At 40.3% G+C, this 23,666-nt stretch carries 20 protein-coding genes; 5 read left to right on the top strand and 15 right to left on the bottom strand.

Features of this window, described 5'->3' with window-relative positions; genetic code table 11:
• Window positions 1-362 precede the first annotated feature (362 nt).
• Both ssb and LOC50_RS00905 read right to left on the bottom strand, forming a co-directional pair.
• Window positions 363-1,052 carry a single-stranded DNA-binding protein gene (ssb, locus tag LOC50_RS00910; RefSeq protein ID WP_248532153.1) on the bottom strand — a complete coding sequence of 230 codons (690 nt, stop codon included), beginning with the start codon at window positions 1,050-1,052 and terminating at the stop codon, window positions 363-365.
• Window positions 1,053-1,072: 20 nt separating this feature from the next.
• Window positions 1,073-2,440 carry an MFS transporter gene (locus LOC50_RS00905; RefSeq protein ID WP_036981115.1) on the bottom strand — a complete coding sequence of 456 codons (1,368 nt, stop codon included), beginning with the start codon at window positions 2,438-2,440 and terminating at the stop codon, window positions 1,073-1,075.
• A gap of 163 nt (window positions 2,441-2,603) precedes the next feature.
• Between LOC50_RS00905 and uvrA the strand changes: the two genes are divergently transcribed.
• Together uvrA and LOC50_RS00895 are read left to right on the top strand one after the other, a co-directional pair.
• Window positions 2,604-5,429, top strand: a complete 2,826-nt coding sequence (uvrA, locus tag LOC50_RS00900) for an excinuclease ABC subunit UvrA (protein ID WP_250653447.1) — start codon at window positions 2,604-2,606, stop codon at window positions 5,427-5,429.
• Between the two features lie 557 nt (window positions 5,430-5,986).
• Window positions 5,987-6,331, top strand: a complete 345-nt coding sequence (locus tag LOC50_RS00895) for a hypothetical protein (protein ID WP_248474016.1) — start codon at window positions 5,987-5,989, stop codon at window positions 6,329-6,331.
• 55 nt (window positions 6,332-6,386) lie between these two features.
• On the opposite strand, the gene trpS is transcribed toward LOC50_RS00895, so the two are convergent.
• From trpS to rpe, 3 genes are read right to left on the bottom strand one after another with little or no spacing between them, the layout of a single operon-like run.
• Entirely contained in the window at window positions 6,387-7,391 is a 1,005-nt protein-coding gene (trpS, locus tag LOC50_RS00890; RefSeq protein ID WP_250653446.1) for a tryptophan--tRNA ligase, read from the bottom strand.
• A 33-nt stretch (window positions 7,392-7,424) separates the two neighbouring features.
• Complete coding sequence (locus tag LOC50_RS00885) at window positions 7,425-8,090, bottom strand: phosphoglycolate phosphatase (protein ID WP_036981107.1); 666 nt, start codon at window positions 8,088-8,090, stop codon at window positions 7,425-7,427.
• Window positions 8,090-8,773 (bottom strand): ribulose-phosphate 3-epimerase, encoded by a 684-nt coding sequence (gene rpe, locus LOC50_RS00880; RefSeq protein ID WP_036981104.1) that lies wholly within the window; start codon window positions 8,771-8,773, stop codon window positions 8,090-8,092. The genes LOC50_RS00885 and rpe overlap by 1 nt, the downstream gene beginning before the upstream one ends.
• Window positions 8,774-9,070: 297 nt before the next feature.
• On the opposite strand from rpe, the gene LOC50_RS00875 reads away from it, so the two are divergent.
• Window positions 9,071-9,370: a hypothetical protein gene (locus LOC50_RS00875; RefSeq protein ID WP_036981103.1), complete on the top strand. Its 300-nt coding sequence runs from the start codon at window positions 9,071-9,073 to the stop codon at window positions 9,368-9,370.
• A gap of 4 nt (window positions 9,371-9,374) precedes the next feature.
• Window positions 9,375-9,560, top strand: a complete 186-nt coding sequence (locus tag LOC50_RS00870) for a DUF2970 domain-containing protein (protein WP_008115053.1) — start codon at window positions 9,375-9,377, stop codon at window positions 9,558-9,560.
• Here the strand turns inward: LOC50_RS00870 and LOC50_RS00865 are convergent.
• The 9 genes from LOC50_RS00865 to LOC50_RS00825 all read right to left on the bottom strand — a co-directional run bounded on the left by LOC50_RS00865 (window position 9,523) and on the right by LOC50_RS00825 (window position 18,655).
• Window positions 9,523-10,374 carry a Dam family site-specific DNA-(adenine-N6)-methyltransferase gene (locus LOC50_RS00865; protein WP_036981101.1) on the bottom strand — a complete coding sequence of 284 codons (852 nt, stop codon included), beginning with the start codon at window positions 10,372-10,374 and terminating at the stop codon, window positions 9,523-9,525. The genes LOC50_RS00870 and LOC50_RS00865 overlap by 38 nt on opposite strands.
• 53 nt (window positions 10,375-10,427) lie before the next feature.
• Window positions 10,428-11,744 carry an AAA family ATPase gene (locus tag LOC50_RS00860; RefSeq protein WP_069438816.1) on the bottom strand — a complete coding sequence of 439 codons (1,317 nt, stop codon included), beginning with the start codon at window positions 11,742-11,744 and terminating at the stop codon, window positions 10,428-10,430.
• On the bottom strand, window positions 11,745-12,815 hold the full coding sequence (aroB, locus tag LOC50_RS00855) for a 3-dehydroquinate synthase (protein WP_036981098.1): 1,071 nt from the start codon (window positions 12,813-12,815) through the stop codon (window positions 11,745-11,747). It lies immediately after the preceding gene.
• A gap of 29 nt (window positions 12,816-12,844) precedes the next feature.
• Window positions 12,845-13,363, bottom strand: coding sequence for a shikimate kinase AroK (aroK, locus tag LOC50_RS00850; protein ID WP_008466255.1), 519 nt, complete (start codon window positions 13,361-13,363; stop codon window positions 12,845-12,847).
• A 447-nt stretch (window positions 13,364-13,810) separates the two neighbouring features.
• Window positions 13,811-15,901, bottom strand: coding sequence for a type IV pilus secretin PilQ (locus LOC50_RS00845; RefSeq protein ID WP_138626377.1), 2,091 nt, complete (start codon window positions 15,899-15,901; stop codon window positions 13,811-13,813).
• A complete protein-coding gene (locus tag LOC50_RS00840) occupies window positions 15,888-16,424 on the bottom strand; it encodes a pilus assembly protein PilP (RefSeq protein ID WP_036983362.1) in 537 nt (178 codons plus the stop codon). The genes LOC50_RS00845 and LOC50_RS00840 overlap by 14 nt, the downstream gene beginning before the upstream one ends.
• Entirely contained in the window at window positions 16,424-17,026 is a 603-nt protein-coding gene (locus LOC50_RS00835; RefSeq protein WP_036981094.1) for a type IV pilus inner membrane component PilO, read from the bottom strand. Before LOC50_RS00835 ends, LOC50_RS00840 begins: the two co-directional genes overlap by 1 nt.
• Window positions 17,016-17,588 (bottom strand): PilN domain-containing protein, encoded by a 573-nt coding sequence (locus LOC50_RS00830; RefSeq protein ID WP_069438813.1) that lies wholly within the window; start codon window positions 17,586-17,588, stop codon window positions 17,016-17,018. The genes LOC50_RS00835 and LOC50_RS00830 overlap by 11 nt, the downstream gene beginning before the upstream one ends.
• A complete protein-coding gene (locus LOC50_RS00825) occupies window positions 17,576-18,655 on the bottom strand; it encodes a pilus assembly protein PilM (RefSeq protein ID WP_036981089.1) in 1,080 nt (359 codons plus the stop codon). The genes LOC50_RS00830 and LOC50_RS00825 overlap by 13 nt, the downstream gene beginning before the upstream one ends.
• A 131-nt stretch (window positions 18,656-18,786) precedes the next feature.
• On the opposite strand from LOC50_RS00825, the gene LOC50_RS00820 reads away from it, so the two are divergent.
• A complete protein-coding gene (locus LOC50_RS00820; RefSeq protein ID WP_248532163.1) occupies window positions 18,787-21,261 on the top strand; it encodes a penicillin-binding protein 1A in 2,475 nt (824 codons plus the stop codon).
• A gap of 48 nt (window positions 21,262-21,309) precedes the next feature.
• Here the strand turns inward: LOC50_RS00820 and metL are convergent, their stop codons facing one another.
• Window positions 21,310-23,655 carry a bifunctional aspartate kinase/homoserine dehydrogenase II gene (gene metL, locus LOC50_RS00815; RefSeq protein WP_250653445.1) on the bottom strand — a complete coding sequence of 782 codons (2,346 nt, stop codon included), beginning with the start codon at window positions 23,653-23,655 and terminating at the stop codon, window positions 21,310-21,312.
• Between the last annotated feature and the right edge of the window lie 11 nt (window positions 23,656-23,666).

Raw genomic sequence — 23,666 nt, 5'->3', positions numbered from 1 at the left:
AAATAAGTTATTAAAGTGTTGTCTACTATTTGCAATTGTACAAGCCAACAATAAAAGTTTAGCAGAGGTTTAAAAGTTAGTACTTAATGTTATAAACATTATATTTAGCCTTTAATTAGTTAACTAAACAGCTGTCATTATTTATATATTAGTTTGAACAAAGGAGGGCTTGGCTTAAAAAATAAAAAACCAGTATCACAGTGCTTTTTACACATTCATATGTTTACTTTAGGAAGTGTTTATTCAGATTTAAAAACTGTAGAAATGAAATATGGTCATTTTTTTAATAAAAAAGCCGCTTAATAGCGGCTTTCTAAAAGATTTTTCAACATTTTTATTTTTGTCTTAGGTCAGAACTTAGGTCAGAACGGGATATCGTCATCAAAGTCGATTGTTGGTTCCATAGGGTTTGATGCGCCACCTTGCGGTGCATTTTGTGGCTTAGGTGCAAACCCGCCTTGCTGTTGTGGTGCACTATTTTGTTGTGGTGCAAAACCACCTTGCTGCTGTGGCTGGTATTGGTTGTTTTGCTGCTGAGCAGGTGCAGATTGCTGCTGTGGAGCATAACTGCCTTGCTGGCTATTTTGGCCTTGGTTATTTTGACCATAACCACCGCTTTGTTGCCCGCCTTGGTTTCCTTGATAGCCACTACTTTGTTGACCACCTTGGTTACCTTGATAACCACCACCTTGTTGGTCGCCACCGCGTGCACCTAGCATTTGCATTTGACCCGTAAAGCCATCAACAACGATTTCTGTAGTGTATTTTTCTTGGCCTTGTTGATCAGTCCATTTACGGGTTTGAAGTTTTCCTTCTACGTAAATTTGTGATCCCTTGCGGCAGTATTCACCCACAATTTCAGCTAACTTGCCAAAAAATACCACACGGTGCCACTCAGTTTTATCAACCATTTGGCCAGTGTTTTTATCTTTATAGCTATCTGAAGTTGCTAAGGTAATATTTGCTACACCATTACCATTAGGCATGTAACGAACTTCAGGATCTTGCCCTAAATTACCAACCAAAATTACTTTGTTCACACCGCGTGCCATGGAACCATCTCCTATAAACGTTAGATTAAACCAGCCACTCTTCGGGCTTGGTCTAGGTCAAATTCTTTATCATTAATCTTTAAGTAGCTACGACTTTCATCGCGAACTACGGTTGCTTCTATTACGCCGGGTAAAGCAACTAACTGAGAAGCCAGTGTTTGTGCCTGCTCTTCAGAATCTAATTGGGTCATTAAACTAATAACTTTGCTTTTCGGTGGGACTTGCATTTTCCACGCTATAATAAGCCATATTACCCCAACAAGTGCCGCCGCCGCAAACACAGCTTGCGTACTAGTTGTTTGTGCTACATACCCGCCAAGCATGCCGCCTAAAAAAGCGCCTAAAAACTGGCTCGATGAATACCCCCCCATGGCTGAGCCTTTTTGGCTTGCTGGAGCAATACGCGACACAAGAGCCGGCATAGTGGCTTCTAAAAAGTTAAACGCAACAAAATATAACAGCATACAAACCGCAATACCAACAACGCTGTTTGCCCACATAGACATACTTAACATGCTGACTATTAAAACCATAACAGAACCAATAAAGGCTTGTTTTTCTTTCTCTTTTTTAATTGCCACTATCATTACTGGCACCATTAAAAAAAACGCCAAAAATAAAACCGGAATATAAAGCTGCCAATGGTTTTCGGCCACTAAGCCATCTTTAATTAATTGGCTTGGTAATACTACAAAAATAGTCGTTAATGTTAGATGCAGCAATAATACGCCTACATTTAAACGTGCCAGCTGTGGGTGTTTAATCAATTTTTTGATGTCACTAAAACTGGCAAGCGTATCGCCTTTAGGGGCTTTATTTATTGCACTGGGAACGAGCATAGTGACTATAAAAATACCACACACAGCCAAAATAGCCGTTAGCCAAAATACGCCTGCAATGCCCCATGAAGCTGCCACTATCGGCCCTAATAACATCGCAAACGCAAAGCTCATGCCGATGCTCATGCCGATCACTGCCATCACTTTGGGGCGCTGTTCATCACGGCTTAAATCTGATGCAAACGCTAATAATGCGCTGGCGATAGCTCCCATGCCTTGTAACGCACGCCCTACCGTCACCATTTGAATAGACTCTGCCAAAGCGGCAATTACCGAACCTAAAGCAAACACCGCCAAACCACCGACTATGACTTTTTTACGACCTATTTTATCGGAAAGTCTCCCCATTGGGATTTGTAATACAGCCTGAGTTAAACCATACGCACCAATTGCAAAACCAATCCAGATAGGTGAAAAGCCTTCAAGCTCTTGACCATAAATAGCTAAAACAGGCATCAGCATAAACAAGCCGAGCATTCTAAATGCAAACACACTCGCTAACGATACGGCGGCGCGTTTTTCTCGTGAATTAAGTGAAGATGCGGTCATTATTTGCGTGATCTTACTGTGTTAAAAAATTAGGCAAGGATTCTATCACAAGCTTGGCAATAATTAATCGTCTATAACTAAGGATTTTTTCGATGATCAAGGATTAATATTGCAGCGTATTATGCGATACTGAACAAATAATTTTGGCAATAAACGAGATAGCATGGAAAACATTGAAGTCCGAGGCGCCCGCACGCACAATTTAAAAGACATCAGCCTAACCATCCCACGTGATAAACTAATTGTTATTACTGGCTTATCTGGTTCAGGTAAGTCATCACTTGCATTTGATACGCTGTATGCAGAAGGGCAACGCCGGTATGTTGAATCACTCTCTGCTTATGCAAGGCAGTTTTTGTCATTAATGGAAAAGCCCGATGTAGATCATATTGAAGGCCTTTCTCCTGCTATTTCCATAGAACAAAAATCAACCTCGCATAACCCACGTTCAACCGTGGGAACTATTACTGAAATCTACGATTATTTACGCTTGATGTTTGCACGCGTTGGCGAACCTCGCTGTCCGACTCATGATTTACCGCTCGCGGCGCAAACAATCAGCCAAATGGTCGATACCACACTGGCGCTGCCTGAAGGCACAAAGTTAATGCTCTTGGCGCCTGTTGTTAAAGACCGTAAAGGCGAACATGTAAAGCTATTAGAGCAGCTTGCAAGCCAAGGCTACATTCGCGCACGTATTGATGGCGAAGTGTGCGACCTATCTGATCCACCATCACTAGATCTACATAAAAAGCACACAATTGAAGTCGTGGTTGATCGCTTTAAAGTCAAAGACGGCCAGCAACAACGTCTCGCGGAATCATTCGAAACAGCACTTGAAATGTCAGGCGGCGTTGCCAACATTGCGTTTATGGACGATAGCAATGCTGAAGAAATGCTGTTTTCAGCAAATTTTGCCTGTCCAACCTGTGGCTATGCGATGACTGAGCTTGAACCGCGTTTATTTTCGTTCAACAATCCTGCTGGGGCTTGTCAAAGCTGTGATGGTTTAGGCGTAAGACAATACTTTGACCCTAATCGCGTGGTCCATAATCCTGAAATAAGCTTAGCTGGCGGTGCAATTAAAGGTTGGGATAAACGCAGCTTTTACTACTATCAAATGTTGCAAGCAGTTGCACAACATTACGACTTTGATTTAGATGTTCCTTATCAAGAGCTTGCAAAAGAACATAAGAAAATTATTCTAGATGGTTCGGGTGATACTAAAATTGCATTTAATTACCGTAATGACCGCGGTGATTTAATTACACGTAATCATGTATTTGAAGGCGTGTTAAATAATATGAACCGCCGCTACCGCGAAACTGAATCAAACTCTGTGCGTGAAGAGCTAGCTAAGTATCAAACTAGTCAAGCGTGTCCTAGTTGTAAAGGTTCGCGCCTTCGCCAAGAAGCACGCAATGTATTTATTGGTCAAACTAACTTGCCAACCATTACGCATATGAGTATTGGTGAGGCGATGAGCTTTTTTGAAGGTTTGCATTTAACTGGGCAAAAAGGCCAAATCGCCGAGAAGATACTAAAAGAAATTCGCGACCGGTTATCGTTCTTAATAAATGTAGGTCTAAATTACTTATCACTTGAGCGCAGCGCCGACACACTTTCAGGCGGTGAGGCACAACGTATTCGCTTAGCGAGTCAAATTGGTGCTGGGTTAGTGGGTGTTATGTATGTACTGGATGAACCTTCAATTGGTTTGCACCAACGTGATAACGACCGTTTATTGAAAACCTTAGTTCATTTACGTGATTTAGGTAACACCGTTATTGTTGTAGAACACGATGAAGACGCCATTCGTGCCGCTGATCATATTATTGATATTGGCCCAGGTGCTGGCGTACATGGCGGCCATGTTATTGCTCAAGGTACACGCGATGATATTTTAGCAAGCAAAGATTCGGTTACCGGTCAGTTTTTATCGGGCGTGCGTAAAATAGAAGTACCTAAAGAGCGCCATGCTACTAACGAGAAATGGTTAGAACTGTTTGGTGCTACTGGTAATAACTTAAAAAATGTTGATTTAAAAATACCTTTTGGCTTAATGACCTGTATTACCGGCGTATCTGGTTCGGGTAAATCTACACTCATTAACGATACCTTATTTAAACTCGCTCACACTGAGCTTAATGGTGCCACAACCGCAGAAGCGGCACCTTACAAATCAATTGCAGGCCTTGAGCACTTTGATAAAGTAATTGATATTGACCAAAGTCCTATTGGCCGCACACCGCGTTCAAACCCTGCCACTTATACTGGTATTTTCACTGGTATTCGTGAGCTATTTGCAGGTACTCAAGAAGCCCGTTCACGTGGTTACAAAGTAGGTCGCTTTAGTTTTAATGTTAAAGGTGGGCGTTGTGAGGCATGCCAAGGTGATGGCGTTATTAAAGTTGAAATGCACTTTTTACCCGACGTTTATGTACCGTGTGATGTGTGTAAGGGTAAACGTTATAATCGCGAAACCTTAGAAGTACAATATAAAGGCAAAAACATCAACCAAGTGCTCGACATGACCGTTGAAGATGCCCATGACTACTTTGATAAAATACCGGCTATTGCACGTAAACTTAAAACCCTGATGGATGTTGGACTTTCTTATATCCGTTTAGGCCAAGCCGCTACAACACTTTCTGGTGGTGAAGCACAGCGAATTAAGTTAGCACGTGAGCTTTCTAAGCGTGATACTGGTAAAACGCTATACATATTAGATGAGCCAACAACAGGCCTGCACTTTGCAGATATAGAGCAATTATTAGTAGTACTGCATCGTCTGCGCGATCATGGCAATACCATTGTAGTGATTGAGCACAATTTAGATGTAATCAAAACAGCCGACTGGATCGTTGATTTAGGCCCTGAAGGTGGTGCTGGCGGCGGTGAAATACTGATTGCAGGTACACCTGAAGAAGTGGCTGAATGCCAGCGCTCTCATACTGGGCACTACTTAAAACCGTTATTAAATAAATAACGGTAATACGCTTTAGATAAGGAAAGTCGGTGTTAAGGTATTTAAAATTGCAAAATGGCGTGCTAATAAGCAGTTTAAGCAACAGCAAAAAAGCTGGCAACCACACCAAGTTAAACTGCTTAGCCATATAAAAAGCATATGGTTTAACCTTAACACCGCGCAAAAACTTTATCTGCTTGCGTTTATAAACCTAGCCATTTTTAAGTTAACGTGGCTATGTGCCACTATTACTATTATTGCGCTGATCATAGAATTTTGGCCTAAGTTTAATCAGCTCTGGAATTCACCCGCCGGTAAAGCACTTATTTTGGTATTTATGCCAGTATTACTAATCAAGCCATTTGGATCTGATCGCATAAAGTTTATTAGCCAAAGCTACTCACCACTTCTAACTGCATTAACCCGCTTTTTTTAGCGACGGTAGTGTTTGTAAGTCTGATTGCATTTATTGATGAAAAACCGCCTGAAAAAGTATTAAACGATATAGTAAATAGCTTTGAAAATAGCCAATCGCTCGCAAATAACCCCCCGCTGAACAAGAGCAAGCCATAGAAAAGTTGAGTAAGCAAATAAAGAAAAAACTTCCCTCTTCAGACGATGACGGCGCTCAGACAAAAACATTTGGTATTCGCTTAGAAGGCGAAGATGAGAACACTCAAACGGTTAGGCAGTTTTTAGATACTAAAGGCTACTTTGAACATAGTAAGCGCTTAATTGCCATGTTTGCCTATAGTTATGAAGCTGACAGTTATTCACGCTGTAAGAAATCAACAGAGAGTAAGTCAATAGAACTAAATGATTACGAAATTATTGAAATAACGCCTGATCAAAGCATGCCTTACGGTTATAAATTTATAGTTAGAGCCTGTGAGTCTGCCGGTATTTCTGCTACAAAACATTAAAATACAAAAAATGCCGCTAAATTAGCGGCATTTTTGTATCTGCAAATAAACGAGCCTATGGGCGTGGAATAAACCCAACCGCATCATAAACTGCTTTTAATGTAGTTTCTGCACGCGCGCCGGCTTTTTCAGCCCCTGCTCTCATGATGTCATTAAGAAGTGTTTGATCTTCACGAATTTCTTTAAAACGTGTTTGAATTGGCTCAATCATGCTGACAACAGCTGCTGCGGTGTCTTTTTTCAAATGGCCATACATTTTGTCTTCGTATTCAGGGACTAACTCTTCAATTGAGCGCTTAGTTGCCACACTTAGTAGTGTAAGTAAATTAGATACTCCTGGCTTTTCTTTGCGATCAAAGTAAATACGCGCATGTTCGTCAGAATCGGTAACTGCTTTTTTAAGCTTTTTCTCAATCTTTTTCGGCTCGTCTAACATCATAATAAAGCCATTTGGATTTTCATCTGACTTAGACATTTTCTTCAGTGGATCTTGCAGGCTCATTACTCGCGCACCAAATTCTGGAATATACGGTTCTGGCAGCGTAAAAATATCGCCGTAAACATTATTAAAGCGGGTTGCAATATCACGCGTTAGTTCAAGGTGCTGTTTTTGATCTTCACCTACAGGTACTTTGTCTGCTTGGTACAGTAAAATATCAGCCGCTTGCAAAGCTGGATAAGCAAATAACCCCACATTAATATTATTAGCATGCGTTGCCGACTTATCTTTAAACTGGGTCATGCGATTAAGCTCACCCATTTGCGCATAACAGTTTAATACCCAGCCAAGTTGCGCATGCTCAGGTACCTGAGACTGTACAAATAACGCCGCTTTTTCTGGGTTAATACCGCATGCCGTATATAACGCAACGCCATCGAGTACACGAGCACGCAATAATTCAGGGTCTTGGCGTACGGTAATTGCATGCAAGTCTGCAAGCATAAAGTAGCTATCATATTCTTCCTGTAGCTTAACCCACTGGTTAATAGCGCCAACATAGTTGCCTATTGTCATACCACCGGTTGGCTGCATGCCACTTAATACTACTGGTTTGCTCATGATTTTCCTTTATTTTTACTTAATTAAATATGCTTAACGCTGTGTTAGTGTCGGTATTATAGCTAAGAAGTTATCGCATAGGTACTGCGGATTATAATCCGCTAACTGCTCTCCCTGGTGATACCCATAAGTAAGCGCTATCACGTCAATGTTAGCGGCTTGCGCTGCGAGTATGTCACTCTTTGAATCACCAATCATAATCGCTTTATCAGGCGTTATATTTAATGCATCGCAAGCAAATAATAGCGGCTCAGGTGACGGTTTTTTTGCCATGTCATCACCGCAAACAATCACTTCAAAATGACTGCGAATTGCGAGCTTATCTAAAAGCATTTCAGTAAAGCGGCGTGCTTTATTAGTAATAAGTGCTTTAGGCATACCACTGAGAGCAGCAAGACCAGTTTCAACATGCTGATATAACACACTGTATTCACCGACCTGCTCACTGTAATGTTGATAAAACAGGTTGGTAGCTCGTTCGCTTAAAGCCTCATCGAGATGCTCACTAATTTGCATATCGCCGCAAAGAGCTCGTTTAACTAATACCTCAATGCCATTACCTACCCAGCTTTCAACTAATCGCTGACTGACAATTGGAAACGCTAAATCGCTAAGTGTTAAATTTAAAGCCATATACAAGTCGTACACGCTATCAACTAGGGTGCCGTCTAAGTCAAAAAACGCTGCTTCATATTTCATTATTTAACACTTTCTAATTGCTGACGCATCTCATCAATCACCGTTTTATAATCAGGCTGATTAAAAATAGCTGAGCCTGCAACAAACATATCGGCTCCCGCTTCAGCCGCCGCGGCTATGTTATCTACTTTAATACCACCATCTACTTCTAAACGAATATCACGTCCAGATTCAACAATGCGTTGTTTTGCCTCTCGCAGTTTCTCGAGTGTTTGTGGAATAAAACTTTGCCCACCAAACCCAGGATTTACTGACATTAATAAGATCACATCTACTTTATCCATTACGTGATCGAGGTAGCTTAAACTTGTTGCAGGGTTGAACACTAAGCCTGCTTGACAACCTTTATCTTTTATCAATTGCAAAGTACGGTCAATATGCTCGCTCGCCTCTGGATGGAAGGTAATAATTGATGCACCCGCCTCGGCAAATTGTGGAATTAAGCTATCTACCGGTTTTACCATTAAATGCACATCAATCGGGGCTTTAATCCCGTAGTCGCGAAGTGCTTTACATACCATTGGGCCAATCGTTAAGTTAGGTACGTAATGGTTATCCATTACATCAAAATGAACGACATCAGCACCAGCGGCTAACACTTTGTCGACATCTTCGCCTAATCGTGCAAAGTCTGCAGATAATATTGAGGGCGCTATTAAGTATTTTTGTTCACAGTTGAGCATCGCTAATCCGTTAATGAATAATTTATGCCGTTAATGTAACTTAATTAGCGAAGTTACCCAAGTAGCACCTTTAAAAATAGCGCCAAATAAGTAATGTTAAAGCCTTATTGCGGCTATTCATGAAAAAGAATAACCTGCTGAGAATGTAGGCTTTATAATTAAAAACAGAGTCAGTTTTTAAGCGGGTGCCACTCAGTATTTAAAACACAATACAAATAAACAATAACAAAAATAAAGTGTATTATTTAAGCAGTTTTTGTTATGCTGCGCGAAGAACTAAATTATTAGGTTTATATTATGCGTGCTTTTAAAATTGGATTATTAATCACGTCGGTAAGTGTTATTATTGGAGCAATATCGTTTTACTCAAATACTGAGCAAGATTTAAGCTCTGCCAACATTTGTCTTCATAAAGAGCAAACCAACGCTATTAATAATAGCGCAACCCGTTGCATTCAAATTGAAGAGGATTCGTCTTGGGCCTCTTGGTTAACAGGTGATAGCCGTAGCGCTCAGTTTCATTACTTAGACTTGCTAGAGTTGTTAACGGGTACTGATGACAAACACAAACCCTCTTCAATCAAGCCATTATTTTAATTAAATGCAGCACTTTTTTAGCGCGTTACAAAGCGTACTGGCTGCATTTTTTGGTGTTCAATCTGAAGATAAGCGCAAAACAGACTTTAAGTACCACTCTCCAATTACGCTGATAGCTATTGCCGTAGTACTGTTTGTATTATTTGTACTGGCTATTTATGCAACCGTGACTTCGGTGCTAAATACATAGCCATTAGCTCATCCACTTTATTTCGTGAACCGCCCTTTGGACTAATCGTACGTTTAACCTGAATTTTATCCAGTGATGCTTGACTGTAAATTTTGCGTGTCCACACGGTATCGTGGTTTGAAATAAGGACTGGCGTGTTATTCTCAAATGCCGCTTGCTCAGCCAAGTTAGCTAAATTAGCCTGATCATCTAAGTTAAATCCGCCTTTAGCGTAAGAGGTAAACGATGCGGTTTTACTTAATGGCACATAGGGCGGATCGCAGTATATCACCGCATTTTTAGGGACCAGTTTAAATACATCATCGTAGCCTAAGCAGGTAAATGTTGCTTTTTGTGCTTTGCTGGCAAAAAAGTACATTTCTTTTTCAGGAAAATAAGGCTTTTTATATTTACCAAAAGGCACATTAAAAATGCCCTTTAAGTTATAGCGACATAATCCGTTATAACCATGGCGGTTCATATATAAAAATAAAATAGCTCGCTCATACACATCGCTGCTTTGGTTAAACTGCACACGATAATCGTAATACGCATCTGGATGGTTATTTAAATCAACAAATAGTTTTTTTGCATCGCTAATAAACTCATCCGGCGAACGTTTAAGCTCTTTATATAAATTGATTAAATCAGCATTTATATCGTTAAGTACGTAGTGTTTAAAATTACTATTTAAAAACACTGAGCCCGCACCAACAAAAGGTTCAACCAAGGTATCTGCATGTTTACTTGCTTGATTTAGTCGCGCGTTAATATCTTCAACGAGGCTGTATTTTCCGCCTGCCCATTTAAGGAAGGCTCTACTCTTTTGCTGCATTGGCTCTTTACTTCAATTCGGTGTTGCGCGATTTTACACTAAAGTCACTGAGTTTACTGATCAACTCGTGCAATTTCTTGTTTTATTTTGCTAATTTTTTTATAGAAAGGTTTATTTTTTCTTACTCCAGCGGGGAGTGCTTGCAGTGCTTGTTTTGCCTCATTTAAGTTAGCAAAACTGCCTGTTGTTACCACCCACCACATTTTACCATTTCGCTTAGTTTGGTATGTATTGGTAATACTTTCTAGCTTATGTTCAGCAATAAACTCATTGCTTACCTGCTGCTGAGTTACGGCTAATAGCTGAATAACAAAATTATCTTCAGGTTGTTCCAGGTACCAGTTACTAGGTATTTTTACCATTTGGCTTTGCTGCTTTACCACCTCAGGTACGCTAATGACTTCTTCAACCGGCGGCGGTGCTGGCTTTTCTTGTTCAGTTAAAGTCGATGGCTCAGTTAAACTTCCTACAATTGCTGGCACGTCATTGTGGGCACGCTCATCTGTAGTTGGCTCTTTAGTTATAGGCTGTGGTGAGGTAAACAGGGTTGGTGATTTAGCCGGTTGTTGTTTATTTTGAATAGCTTGCTCGGTTGTAATAGCGGTTGTGAGGACTTGCTCATCGCTTTGACTATTAGCATTTTTCCACCATTGGGTCATATCAGCTTTGTATACAACGCCAATAATCAATAACATAATTATGAGTAATAGTGTGAGCAACTGTAAGCGCCAAGATACTTTGTCTTTTACTATAATATCAGCAACTTGTTCGCTAGGCTGCCAGGCTAATAAAAGACTTGGGTTACCTTGGGCTTCAACTAAAAAGGTTTTAAATACAGGGTCTTCATCATAAGGTAGCGCCGTGAAGTACCATCCCATTAGCTGCTTACTTTCAACCAAGTTTAATGGCTCTAAATGAATATTAACTGCCTCTTTAAACGGCAATTTAGACTGCGATGCAATCATAATGTAAAGCACATTGGGCGCACTTTTTGATAACAGCTCGAGCTCTGCAATTAGCTCATCAGATAAGTGCCTGCCGCCATCGATAACCCATAAACACGCGCCGCATTGTTGTTGCTTCGCTAATTGATAATAATTTTGTGATAAGCTCAGGTTGTGATCAATTAAAGGGCCATTAAAGCTTTGCTCTAATAATTGAGTCATCAATTGCACATCAGTCATCTGAGCGCCAACTTGCACAAACGCTTTATTAAAATCGTTATATTTATCAGTGATGAAGGTTTCAAGCAAATAGCTTTTACCTAAACCAGAAGTGCCCAACAAAACAATTAGGTTTTGACCATATTCAAATTGCAATGCGATTCTATCCACCAAAGCCGCACGGCTCGGTAAAATTTGTGACTGCATTTATTGCTCGATCAATGCTCTGACTTGCTCATCAGACACATCATCAACTAATGCACATTGACCAAATTCGGTGGGTAAAATAAATCTGATAGTCCCTTTTTTATTCTTTTTATCTTTTCGCATATGCAGTAAAAAGTGCTCACTGGTCATATCGCTAGGTATCTCGATTGGTAAGCTATATTGCGCTATTAATGTAGCAATACGCTCTACATCTTCTCGTGTTAAATCTTGGCGAGTATAAGCAAGCTTTGCAGCAAGCACCATACCTGTCGCGACCGCTTCTCCATGTAACCAAACACCGTAACCCATTTGCGCTTCAATAGCATGCGCAAACGTGTGCCCTAAATTTAACAACGCACGAAGGCCCTGCTCTTTTTCATCTTGTGCAACAATAAGCGCTTTAATTTCACAGCATCTGAAGATGATGTGCTGTAAACACGCCTCGTCTAATTGTTGTAATTTAGCGATGTTATGCTCTAGATAAGCAAACAGTTCAGTATCGTAAATCAAGCCATACTTAATAACTTCAGCCATGCCTGCAGCAAACTCGCGTGTTGGTAAGGTATGCAACGAACGTGTGTCAATAAATACAGCTTGGGGTTGATAAAAAGCCCCAATCATATTTTTACCTAGCGGGTGATTAACCGCTGTTTTACCGCCAACTGAAGAATCAACTTGAGATAATAAAGTGGTTGGTATTTGGATAAATGGGACGCCACGCTGATAACAAGCGGCAACAAATCCAGTTAAATCACCTACAACGCCACCACCTAATGCAATTAAGCAGGTGTCACGGCCGCAATTATTCTCAAGTAGGAATGCCGATATTTTTTCAAACCAAGTGAGTGATTTATATTGCTCACCATCTGGAATAATAAAATGCAGTGGGTTTAGCTGTGCTAATGAATCAAGCAACTGTTGAAGGTACAGCGGTGCAATCGTTTCATTAGTAATGATGATAGGCCGACAATCACCAATGTGATGGATTAGACGGCCTGTATCTTGAAGTGCAGATTGACCAATATAAATAGGATAACTTCGCTCGTCTAAATTAACAGTTAATTCAAGCATGCTGGGTTAGTCCTTTTTAATACTGGCTTTTAAAAATCCAATTTCTCGATGATTTGGTTAGCAACAACTTTCGCGCTCTGCTCATCAGTGCGTACAACAAAATCAGCTACTTCTTTATATAATGGTTCACGCTCTTCTGCTAAGCGCTCAAGTACATCACGAGGTGCTTCTTCTGTTTGCAGTAATGGGCGACGCTTGTCGCGTTGCGTACGTGCAACTTGCTTTTCAATCGGTGTCTCTAAGTATACAACAATACCGCGAGCCGAAAGCTTGTTTCGAACTTCTTTACTCATTACAGAACCACCACCGGTTGCAAGTACAATACCTTGCATTTCGGTTAAGTCACCAATAACAGATTCTTCACGAAGTCTAAAGCCTTCTTCACCTTCAAGATCGAATACCCAGGCAATATCTGCGCCCGTGCGACGTTCGATTTCTTGATCAGAATCAACAAATTCAAGGTGTAATTGGTCAGCGATGTGACGACCAATCGTGCTTTTGCCAGCCCCCATGGGGCCAACTAGAAATATATTACGTTTCTCAGCCATATCTTTTAGTACAAACGAACTCTAAAATTTGAAATAAAACCCCGCCTAACGACCTGGCCCCAAAATTAAGAAAGGGATTATCTCAGTAATCGGTCGGGTATTTCAAGTCAATTAGGATAAAAAGCCATATAACGAGCAATTAAACTAAATAATTACCCACTGGTTAACAAAAAAGCACCTTATTATAGGCAAGTTTATCTTCTAGGGTTAAAATTTATGCAATTAAGGTTACTACATTGTTGCTTCATGAAAGCTTTTGCATGGTAACTTTACAAGAGCCTGAATTACAAACAACATAAACGCAGCCTTAAATACATCCGCAGTACAGTACATGATCAAAATTATATACTGTCTTATTGTACATTTATAGGGAGTGTTCACACCACGATAACTAAATTACATACCCATACTATCTAGGCTGGTATTCAACCTAGATAGCTTAAATATTTAGTCTATTTGGATTTTAGGTGTAACAAAAATCAGCAGTTCGCGCTTTTCATTGAACTCGCTTGTGCTTTTAAATAGTCTTCCTACATAAGGAAGGTCGCCCAATAAAGGTACTTTTTTGGTCGAATTAATAATTTGCTGTTGGAAAATACCACCCAACACTACCGTTTGTCCATTCTCAACGAGTACTTGAGTCTCAATTTGTTGCGTATCGATGGCAACCGCTGGGCCTGTACCTGTTTGAACCGTATCCCCTCGGGTATCTTGAGTAATGATTAAATTTAAAATAACTTTGTTATCGGGTGTGATATGAGGTGTCACTTCTAGGCTTAGTACCGCCTTTTTAAAACTTACGGTTGTTGCACCACTTGAAGCTGACTCCACATACGGGATCTCAGTACCTTGTTCAATACGCGCTTTTTGCTGATTAGCAGCAGTAATGCGTGGGCTTGCAATGATTTCACCTTTGTTTTCTTCTTCAAGGGCGGTTAATTCTAAATCAATTAATGTTCCGTTAGCCAATTTAGCAATGTGCATACCTATACTTGCCGATGGATTCGCCACTGGTAAATTAACGTTAAGTCGATCAGAAAGACTAGGAATATTACCATTAGAAATCGTTTCAGCTCCTTCTAATGTGCCAGAAACACCGTCTGAGCCTTGCTGATCACTAAACCCCCAACGAACCCCCAAGTCTTCGGTTACGTTGTCACGTACGGTTACCATACGCGCTTCAATAACTACTTGTTTAACTGGTATATCTAAAGTTTCGACCATACGACGAACACTTTCAATACTTTTTGCAGTGTCTTTCATTAATAACGTATTGGTACGTTGATCAACAGACACGCTCCCTCTGGCTGTAATAATACTATTGGTATCTGTTTTTAATAAGTCGGCAAAGTCTTCTGCTTTTGCATAATTTAAGCGGATGTATTCACTGTAAAGTGGCTCTAAATCCTCAACTTGCTGTTTAGCTTTTAACTCTTTTGCTTCACGGGCAGCCAGCTCTTCAGATGGTGCAACCATTAAAATAGAACCGTCCATGCGTTTGTCTAAGCCTTTTATTCTAAGCACGACATCTAACGCCTGATCCCACGGAACCCCATCAAGGCGAAGAGTAATATTGCCTGTCACTGAGTCGCTTGTTACCAAGTTAAAATCATTGTAACCGGCAATAATCTGTAATACAGCACGAACAGAGATATCTTGAAAATTAAGCGTCATAGGACGACCCAAGTACTCTTTACCACCATCTAAGTAGGCATTTTGCGTTTCATCTTTCTCAACCGTTAAGGTAAAAATATTCTCAATTTGCTGATAGGTATAGGCAAATGCAGTGTTTGGTTCAATCACTAAACGTGTAAGGTTATCTTCTTTAAACGTTTCAATACTGCTCACCACAGTACCAAAATCAAGTACATCTAATTCATACAATAAATCATCTAAAATATCGGTATGATGAAACTCGGCAATGATTTTTCCACCGCTTTCATGCACCTCTACAGCTGCCTGAGTATCTTGTAGATAAACAAGTACTTTCGCTTCACCTTTTTCTCCACGTCGAAAATCAATTGCTTGAATACCGTTAATATAATTAGACGTGTAAGCAGGCTCATCTTCGCTGGTTGTTAAAATTTGCTCTGTAAGTGGGTTATCTGAAATTCTAATAGAAACTAAATTATTGTTTACTTCAGTCTCATAAATTTTTAATCGGTCCAAGTTAATGGTCACTTTTAAACCCGCACTGGTCATCATACTCGTGATGTTACTGATACCAGCTTGGTTGATAGCGATATTCGTCAACCCTTCATCTAATTCTACCCCATCAAATAGTAGCTCTATTCTTGCAGGGCTATTAAAAACTTGTACTGCTGGTTGCTGCTGCAACTCTTCATCAAAAACTAGCTGTAATTCGGTTTCACCTTTAAGCAATGGATTATATCGAACGTCATAGAGTAAAGGGGCTGCACTTACGGCTTTTGTCATTAGTAGTAAAAAAACAAACAATAAAGCAGATAAAATACGATGATGCGAACACTCACCTTTATGCATATAGGGTATACCTTTTTTCTTATTAATTTGCGCCATTGGTTGCCGCCTCTAACATTTCTAATTTGGTCAAACGTTCTTTCCAACAACCTGACCCATCAGGGATTAATTCTACTAATTCAATATAGTCACTATTAACACTGCTTACTTTTCCGTCATAGGTGCCTAAGTAGCTTCCTATTGTTACTCGGTGCAAGGTGTCATCAGCAGCTGTAATGAGCGCCCATGTTTTGCCGTTCGATCCTATTGTGCCCCTCATTGCTAAATTATCTAATGGGTACTTCTCCAGTGGCTGACGAACACGCTCTGGGTCTGGGTGAAGACAGTTTTTAACTTGTGTTAGCTTGTTTTGAATAATTTCTGGTTCTGGTGCTACAAAAGGGCTACGTAAGTCTTTGGCGTTATACTCAAAGTGCTCAAACTTAACTAGCTCAGGTATTTTTTCAATACGTGCCGTGGTATTTGCTTTAACCTGATCAATAAATTCTTTTTGCTCCGATGTATCCTCGTTACAGCCACTGAGCAGCAACATCGCGGTGGTTAAAAAGAGAAGCTGCTTCATCATCTCACCCCCTCTTCATAACGGTAAGTTTTTGCTACTACACTGAATGTTAGCTGCTTTTCGCCAGATGATAAAATAGAAAAGTCATGTAAACTGACAATTCTTGGTAGTTGAGCCACTTTCCCTACAAATTCGCCAAACTCATGATAAGTACCTACCACCTCAATTTTAATTGGCAACTCGGTATAAAACTCTTTTTCAACTTCTGGCAACCAACCAATTTTTAAAAATGTTAACCCGCTGGTTGTACCCACATAAGAAAGGTCGTCCAATAATCCTGGCGTCTCATTTGAAGTAGGTAGGCGTTTTAATAATTGAGAGAATTTATCTTCCATCTCAACCATTTGCTCACGATAAATATCAAGCTTACTGGCAACTGCATATTTAGTTCGGTAGGTTGTGCGTAACTCAATTTCCTTAGCAACGGCATTGTGGTAACTGTCTATTTCATCCGACACTAATAAACTGTAGCTAAAAAACAACACCAAACAAGCTACAAAAGTTACGCATATTGCTTTTACAATAACGGGCCACTCACCGATGTTATCGAGCTCGATTTCATTCCAATCGATTTCTGTAAACGATTTAAAATCAAGGTTCATTGCGTACCTCACCTATTTTGCCAAATGGTTTTACGTAAAACTCCATATTAAAATCGCTGAGTAAACGTGAAGATTGATCGCCGGCAACAATACCTTGCATAGTCGGGCGCTCTAATAAGTAAGAGCTTTGTACCTGTCTGAGCATAGTAGATAAACGATTATTAGACTCACTTTTGCCTAACACTTGAATTTGATTACCTTTGCGCTCCAGCTTGGTTAAATAAACCCCTGCAGGCACTATTTTTGCCACTTCATCCATTATTTGGGTGCCTAAATTACGGCTACTTTGTAACTCTTCAATTAAACGCATACGTTGTTGTAAGTTTTCTTTTTTCTTGTCTAAATCACGTATGTCGCGAATTTTATTGTCGAGCGTTGTAATTTCTGAACTAAGATAATTATTTTTTAACGTTTGCCCTTCTTTTAGAGCACCATAAAACACACTCAGCATATACATACCAGCAAAACAGACGATAACCACAGCCATAAGAAGTGTTATAAATTTCTTTTTAGACTGCTCACGCTGTAGCTCACGCCAAGGTAATAAATTTATATGTGGCATGATGAAAAGCTCCTCAACGCCAGGCCAGTCGCAATTGCAAATTGAGTGCGGTGGCGCTGTATTATATTACGATCAACTCTAGGGGATATTTCCATCTTATCAAATGGTTCAACAACAACCGTGTGTATTCCTAATTCTTCAATCAGCAATCTATCAATGCCTTTAATCATCGCTGAGCCGCCCGTCAATACAATATAGTCCAATTGTTCTTTACCTGTGGTAGTTAAAAACATTTGAACAGCACGACGAACCTGCTGGAGTAACGATGTTTGAAAAGGAGCTAACACTTCAAATGTATAGTTTGGAGGTAAATCACCGGTTGTTTTGCCAATTTCAGCTTCATCAAAGCCTTTGTTGTAGTAAGCAACGATACTATTTGTGTAATGGTCGCCACCAAACACTTGGTCACGGGTATAAATTGTCTCACCAGATTGCACTACACTCACCAAGGTGAGTACAGCACCAATATCAACCACTGCAACCGTTTTGTCATATGCATCTGATGGTAACTGTTGGTAGTAAACATCCATAGCGCGACTTAGCGCATAGCTTTCAACGTCCACTACTTTTGCGGTTAAATTCGCAGCACTTAACGCACCGACTCTGGCTTCAACGCTTTCGGTTCTAGCGGCAGAGAGCAGTACATTTATTTTGCTCGGGTCAGCACTATTTATAGAGAGCTTTTCAAAATCAAGACTCACTTCATCTAGTGGGTAAGGAATTAAGCTGTCGGCTTCAATTTCAATCTGCGACTCTAATTCAGCGTCGCTTAAGGAAACATCCATAAAAATAACTTTGGTAATCACGGTTTGCCCAGAGACGGCAACAGACGCGAATTTTAGCGACTTTGGTAGCTTTCGTTTTAACTTGATTATCACATTACCAATTGCTTCAATATCTTGAATATTACGCTCGCTCATGGCGCCTTTTGGCATAGGTTCAATTGCAAGTGCTTCTAGTCGAAGCCCAGTTTCTGTTTCACTTAAAAGTACGGCCTTGATAGAGTGCGATCCAATATCAATACCTACCATCATTGGTGATGGTTTTTTTATTAGTTGACTTAGCATGTTTGCAACTTTGCCTTTGCTTTAATAATAAACAAGTTATAATTTATATCTTAAAAAATATTATTCAATTTTTAATCAATATATACTAGCAGTCTCAACCAGTAATTGGGAGTCCGTTTAGGGAAATATCAGTGATTTTATTAAAAAGAACTTTACAATTTTTGATCCTTTGTGCATTACTTGCACTAATTACATTGCTCAGCCTTTATTACTACGTTAAATCCGATATTCCCAGCGTGCAAGTTTTAAAAAACGTGCAATTACAAACGCCTATGCAAGTATTTACTAAAGATGGGCTTTTAATCAACCAATTTGGTGAAAAAAGACGGATCCCTGTAACTATAGATCAAATTCCCCAGCCTTTATTGCAGGCTTTTTTGGCAACTGAAGATAACCGCTTTTACGATCATATCGGTATTGATCCAATTGGTATTGTGCGCTCAGCACTAGTACTTATTTCTACTGGTGAGAAAAAGCAAGGTGCCAGTACTATTACCATGCAATTAGCTCGTAACTTCTTTTTAACACGAGAAAAAGCCTACATTCGTAAAGTAAAAGAAATATTTATTGCCATTCATATCGAAAACCTCCTCTCAAAAGATGAAATATTTGAGCTTTACCTAAATAAAATCGAATTAGGAAATCGTGCCTTTGGTATTGGTGCTGCGGCTCAAGTTTATTATGGTAAAGAACTAAAAGAGTTAACTCTTGCGCAAATGGCAATGATTGCTGGTTTACCAAAAGCTCCTTCAGCACTTAATCCTATTCGTAATCCAGAACGTGCTAAAGCAAGAAGAAATGTGGTGTTAGGAAGAATGCTTGAAGAGAAGTATATTTCAAGAGCGCAGTATAATGAAGCCACTAACCAACCAATTACCGCGTATTTTCATGGAGCTGAAATTGACTTATATGCGCCGTACATTTCAGAAATGGTACGAGCAGAAATGGTGTCACGCTACGGTATAGATAAAGCCTATAACTCAGGGTTTAAAGTGTACACCTCTGTTGAATCAGATGTTCAAAAAGCAGCACAAACAGCTCTAGTTAATAACCTACATGCCTACGATATGCGCCATGGTTTTAGGGGCCCTGAAGCCATATTGTGGGATCCGCAAACAGAGCCGCCATTGACGCAGTCGAAATTATTAAATACTTTAAAAGCTGTTAATGAATTTGGCCCTTTAAAAACGGCTGCGGTGTTAAGCGTGAGCGATAAAAGCGCTGAAGTTATACTTAAAAGCGGCGAGCGCACAACCCTTACTTGGGATAACCTAAAATGGGCACGTAAGTTTATTACACGCTATCGCCAAAGCTTTGCGCCTGAAACAGCAAGCGATATATTAACCCCAGGCATGCAAATATGGCTGCGTAAAAATGACGATAATAGCTATATTTTAAGTCAAATACCTGAAGCGGCGAGCGCCATTGTTTCTTTAGACCCACAAGACGGGCGCATAAAAGCCATTGTTGGTGGATATAGTTTTGAACAAAGCCAATACAACCGAGCTGTACAAGCTAAACGCCAAGTAGGCTCAAATATTAAGCCGTTTATATATTCAGCTGCGCTTGAAAAAGGCTACACACTAGCGTCAATTTTAAATGATGCCCCTATAAATCAATGGGATAAGAGCCAAGGCGTTGCATGGCGACCAAAAAACAGCCCAGCTATTTATAATGGTCCAATTCGCATTCGTCGTGCTTTAGCCCAATCTAAGAATGTAATTTCCGTACGCTTATTAAGGGGCGTTGGACTGCAAAGAACAGCCGATCATTTATTAAAATTTGGTTTTGACGATAAAGATATAAATCGTAGTGAGTCACTGGCATTAGGCAGTGCATCCATTACGCCGCTTGAATTAGCTCGTGGGATGAGTGCTTTTGCTAATGGCGGTCACCTAATTGAGCCGTACTTTATTTCACAAATCCAAGATGCAATGGGTAATACGTTATTTAAAACCAATCCCACCATTATTTGTGATGATGAAACGACAACACCTAGCTCGCTAATGCTAGGTGAGCAAGTAGCACCAAATTGTGCGCCGCAGATCATCTCTAAACAAAATGCATTTTTAATTGCCAGCGCAATGAATAGTGCTATTTGGGGTGGCGGTAGCTGGTCACATAAAACCGGTTGGAGTGGAACAGGCTGGCGTGCACAAGCGCTAAAACGTCGCGATCTTTCTGGTAAAACAGGCACGACTAATGATTCTGTAGATACTTGGTTTAGTGGCTTTAACCGCGATGTGATGACATCAGTTTGGGTTGGCTTTGATAACCCAGGTAATACACTGGGACGCTCAACCTACAATAACAACTTAGGAAGTGGTCAAATATCAGGTGCTGAGTCAGGCGCAAAAACAGCTCAGCCTGCATGGGTTGATTTTATGCGCGCTGCACTGGATGGTAAACCTGCTGCGCCAATCGAACCACCTGAAGGCTTAGTTTCTATTCGTATTGATTTAGAAACCGGGTTATTAAGTCATAAAAACGATTACACCAGCCGTTTTGAATACTTTGAAAAAGGCACCGCTCCTACCAAGTATGTGTTATCACAACCAAATGATATATTTGAAGAAAACACTAAAACTGAAGAAGAGCTATTTTAAATATAGTGAACAATGAAAAGGCCGCTAATTAGCGGCCTTTTTGATGGTCTAACTAATATTTTGTACCAGCCAGTATAAGTCAGAGTGAACGCCAGCAGCAGTCACTTCTTTACCCGCACCGGGGCCTTGTATCACTAATGCGTTTTGGTTATACCACTGGGTATTAATCACAAAAATATTATCGCCAGGGGTCAAATTCGCAACCGCTTCGCTTTTTGGTACATAGGCAATCCCTACCTTAGCGTTTAGCGTGTTGTTTTCAAACTCTAATAACCCGGTGTAGCACAGTGCAGCATTTTGTTGCTGAGCCGCTTGCGCATGCTGCTCAATAAACGCATCTAAACGAGCCTTGTTATCAATAAAGTCATTCCAGCTGCCAGCACTTAATTCATCGGGCATCAATGCGGATAAAGAAATGTCATCAAGTTCCAATTCAATACCTAATTCACGCGCTAAAATAAGCAACTTACGTTGCATATCTCGTCCAGATAAGTCTTCTCGAGGATCAGGCTCTGTGAACCCCAAAGCTTGCGCTTCTAGAACTAAATCTGAAAACGCTTTATTGCCATCATACATACTGCATAACCATGACAGCGTGCCTGAAAACACGCCTTCTATTCGCGTTATTTTATCGCCACTATTTTGTAAATCAGCCAAGGCAAAATTAATCGGTAGTCCGGCCCCTACACTTGCATTATAACGCCAATGTAAGCCACGTTGAGCAAGGCTTTCACGTAGTGTTTGATACCACGAAAGCGATGCGGTTCCCGCGTATTTATTAGCACTAATTAGATGGCAGTTTAATTCAACTAACTTACTATAAAGCTGACTAAAATATTCACTTGCGGTCATGTCGATCACTATTTTATGTTCATACTCAAGAGTATCTATGTATGACAATAAATCGGCTTGTTTATAGGAGCTTGCATGGTTTTCCCATTGAAGTTGCCAGCTTTCACAGTCTAACCCATTAGCATTCACCAGCATCTGCTCTGAGCGTAAAAGCGCTACTAACTTGACGTTAAAATCAGTTGATAAGCGTGCTAGTTGAGCAGGTAATTGGCGCATAAACTCAGCACCTACATTACCAAGTCCTGCAATAATTATAGCTATTTCTTGTGCTTTATTAATGAGCTTGTCATGCAACAGGCTCAGCACATCACTTTCAAGTACTTGATCGGTTAATAGTAACGTATATCCCTCACCGTAATGGGTAAACCGAGGCTGGATAGATTGTGTTTGTAATAAGGCTTCACTTTGCTTACCAAGCGGCGCTACCTCTTGATCAGGTGCAATAATCGCCACCCCATTTAAGTTTGACTCACTAATATTGGCGCGGCCAGCAAAATAATTAGCCACCTGATGTGTCGCTGACGCAGGGACTAGTAAGTAGATTTCGCCTTCGTGTTCAAAGTGATGCAAACTATGCTGAATAAGTTGGCTAACATGTGCTACTTCGCCTTCACTCAGATCATCAACAATGAGTAAATCCACATTATTTACTGTGGTTAAAAAGCGTTTTTGTTTACTCATTCCTAGTTTAACTATTTCGGTATGACTGCCTTGAGGATCGTAACTACTGCGAACAACTAATTCTATATCGGTATCTTTTAATGGCGATAATGTTTTAGCGTGTAATACTGGATTACCTAACCTCGCTAATAAATTAGCTTGATCACGGCACACTCGCGCATACTTAACCGCATTAGCAACCTTACGCGGATCAGTACTAAAAACACCTTGAGTGTCAGTCCAAATAGAGACTTTTTTAGCATTGCAATACCGCGCTAATAAAGTGGCACTGTAATCACTGCCATTTCGCCCTAAGGTCACTGTTTCACCATGTAAATCAGCCGCAATAAACCCCGTAACTACATTAATTTTACTCGTCTGTATGGCTTTTAAGCACTGCTGCTGATTATTAGCATGCTGCAGCTGTCCGGCATCTAACGTAAATAACTGCCTAGCGTCATGGGCACAAGCGCTAACGTTAAGCTGTTCTAAGTAAGCGCTTAGTAACCTTGCAGACCACAATTCACCATGTGCTAATAACGCAGCTTCAGCTAATGTCCCTTGCTTAGCCTGCTTGGTAATAATACTGAGCTCAGTTTCAAGTAAATCAAGCGCATGGTGCTTAGCGTTAGCTATTAATAATTGCTCAATTAGAGCTATTTGATGGTTGCTCAATAGCAATACAATATCAGCAATAGCTTGAGTGTCTTGCTGTTGATAGCTTTGCCACAGTTTAACTAAGGTATCGGTGGTTTTACCGGCAGCCGATACCACCACACAATCCCCAGCGTGAGCGTGAGTTAAAATAATATTTGCGACACTTTTAAAGCGATCCGCTGAGCTTAAACTCGAACCACCAAATTTATGAACCTGATTTACCATATTAATACCGA

Source organism: Pseudoalteromonas sp. SCSIO 43095, assembly GCF_023650455.1.
Lineage (GTDB): Bacteria > Pseudomonadota > Gammaproteobacteria > Enterobacterales > Alteromonadaceae > Pseudoalteromonas > Pseudoalteromonas tetraodonis.
Note: the sequence above shows the minus strand (reverse complement) of the source record. Positions and strands in the feature narration are given on the sequence as shown.

Excerpts from the sequence above, each read along its gene's own strand:
- LOC50_RS00845 (WP_138626377.1), bottom strand. The coding sequence starts at position 15,901 with ATGGCGCAAATTAATAAGAAAAAAGGTATACCCTATATGCATAAAGGT.
- trpS (WP_250653446.1), bottom strand. The coding sequence starts at position 7,391 with ATGAGCAAACCAGTAGTATTAAGTGGCATGCAGCCAACCGGTGGTATG.
- LOC50_RS00830 (WP_069438813.1), bottom strand. The coding sequence starts at position 17,588 with ATGCCACATATAAATTTATTACCTTGGCGTGAGCTACAGCGTGAGCAG.
- metL (WP_250653445.1), bottom strand. The coding sequence starts at position 23,655 with ATGGTAAATCAGGTTCATAAATTTGGTGGTTCGAGTTTAAGCTCAGCG.
- LOC50_RS00870 (WP_008115053.1), top strand. The coding sequence starts at position 9,375 with ATGCAGCACTTTTTTAGCGCGTTACAAAGCGTACTGGCTGCATTTTTT.
- rpe (WP_036981104.1), bottom strand. The coding sequence starts at position 8,773 with ATGCTCAACTGTGAACAAAAATACTTAATAGCGCCCTCAATATTATCT.
- LOC50_RS00835 (WP_036981094.1), bottom strand. The coding sequence starts at position 17,026 with ATGAACCTTGATTTTAAATCGTTTACAGAAATCGATTGGAATGAAATC.
- LOC50_RS00885 (WP_036981107.1), bottom strand. The coding sequence starts at position 8,090 with ATGAAATATGAAGCAGCGTTTTTTGACTTAGACGGCACCCTAGTTGAT.
- LOC50_RS00840 (WP_036983362.1), bottom strand. The coding sequence starts at position 16,424 with ATGAAGCAGCTTCTCTTTTTAACCACCGCGATGTTGCTGCTCAGTGGC.
- ssb (WP_248532153.1), bottom strand. The coding sequence starts at position 1,052 with ATGGCACGCGGTGTGAACAAAGTAATTTTGGTTGGTAATTTAGGGCAA.
- LOC50_RS00825 (WP_036981089.1), bottom strand. The coding sequence starts at position 18,655 with ATGCTAAGTCAACTAATAAAAAAACCATCACCAATGATGGTAGGTATT.
- LOC50_RS00905 (WP_036981115.1), bottom strand. The coding sequence starts at position 2,440 with ATGACCGCATCTTCACTTAATTCACGAGAAAAACGCGCCGCCGTATCG.
- aroK (WP_008466255.1), bottom strand. The coding sequence starts at position 13,363 with ATGGCTGAGAAACGTAATATATTTCTAGTTGGCCCCATGGGGGCTGGC.
- LOC50_RS00860 (WP_069438816.1), bottom strand. The coding sequence starts at position 11,744 with ATGCAGTCACAAATTTTACCGAGCCGTGCGGCTTTGGTGGATAGAATC.
- LOC50_RS00865 (WP_036981101.1), bottom strand. The coding sequence starts at position 10,374 with ATGCAGCAAAAGAGTAGAGCCTTCCTTAAATGGGCAGGCGGAAAATAC.
- uvrA (WP_250653447.1), top strand. The coding sequence starts at position 2,604 with ATGGAAAACATTGAAGTCCGAGGCGCCCGCACGCACAATTTAAAAGAC.
- aroB (WP_036981098.1), bottom strand. The coding sequence starts at position 12,815 with ATGCTTGAATTAACTGTTAATTTAGACGAGCGAAGTTATCCTATTTAT.
- LOC50_RS00875 (WP_036981103.1), top strand. The coding sequence starts at position 9,071 with ATGCGTGCTTTTAAAATTGGATTATTAATCACGTCGGTAAGTGTTATT.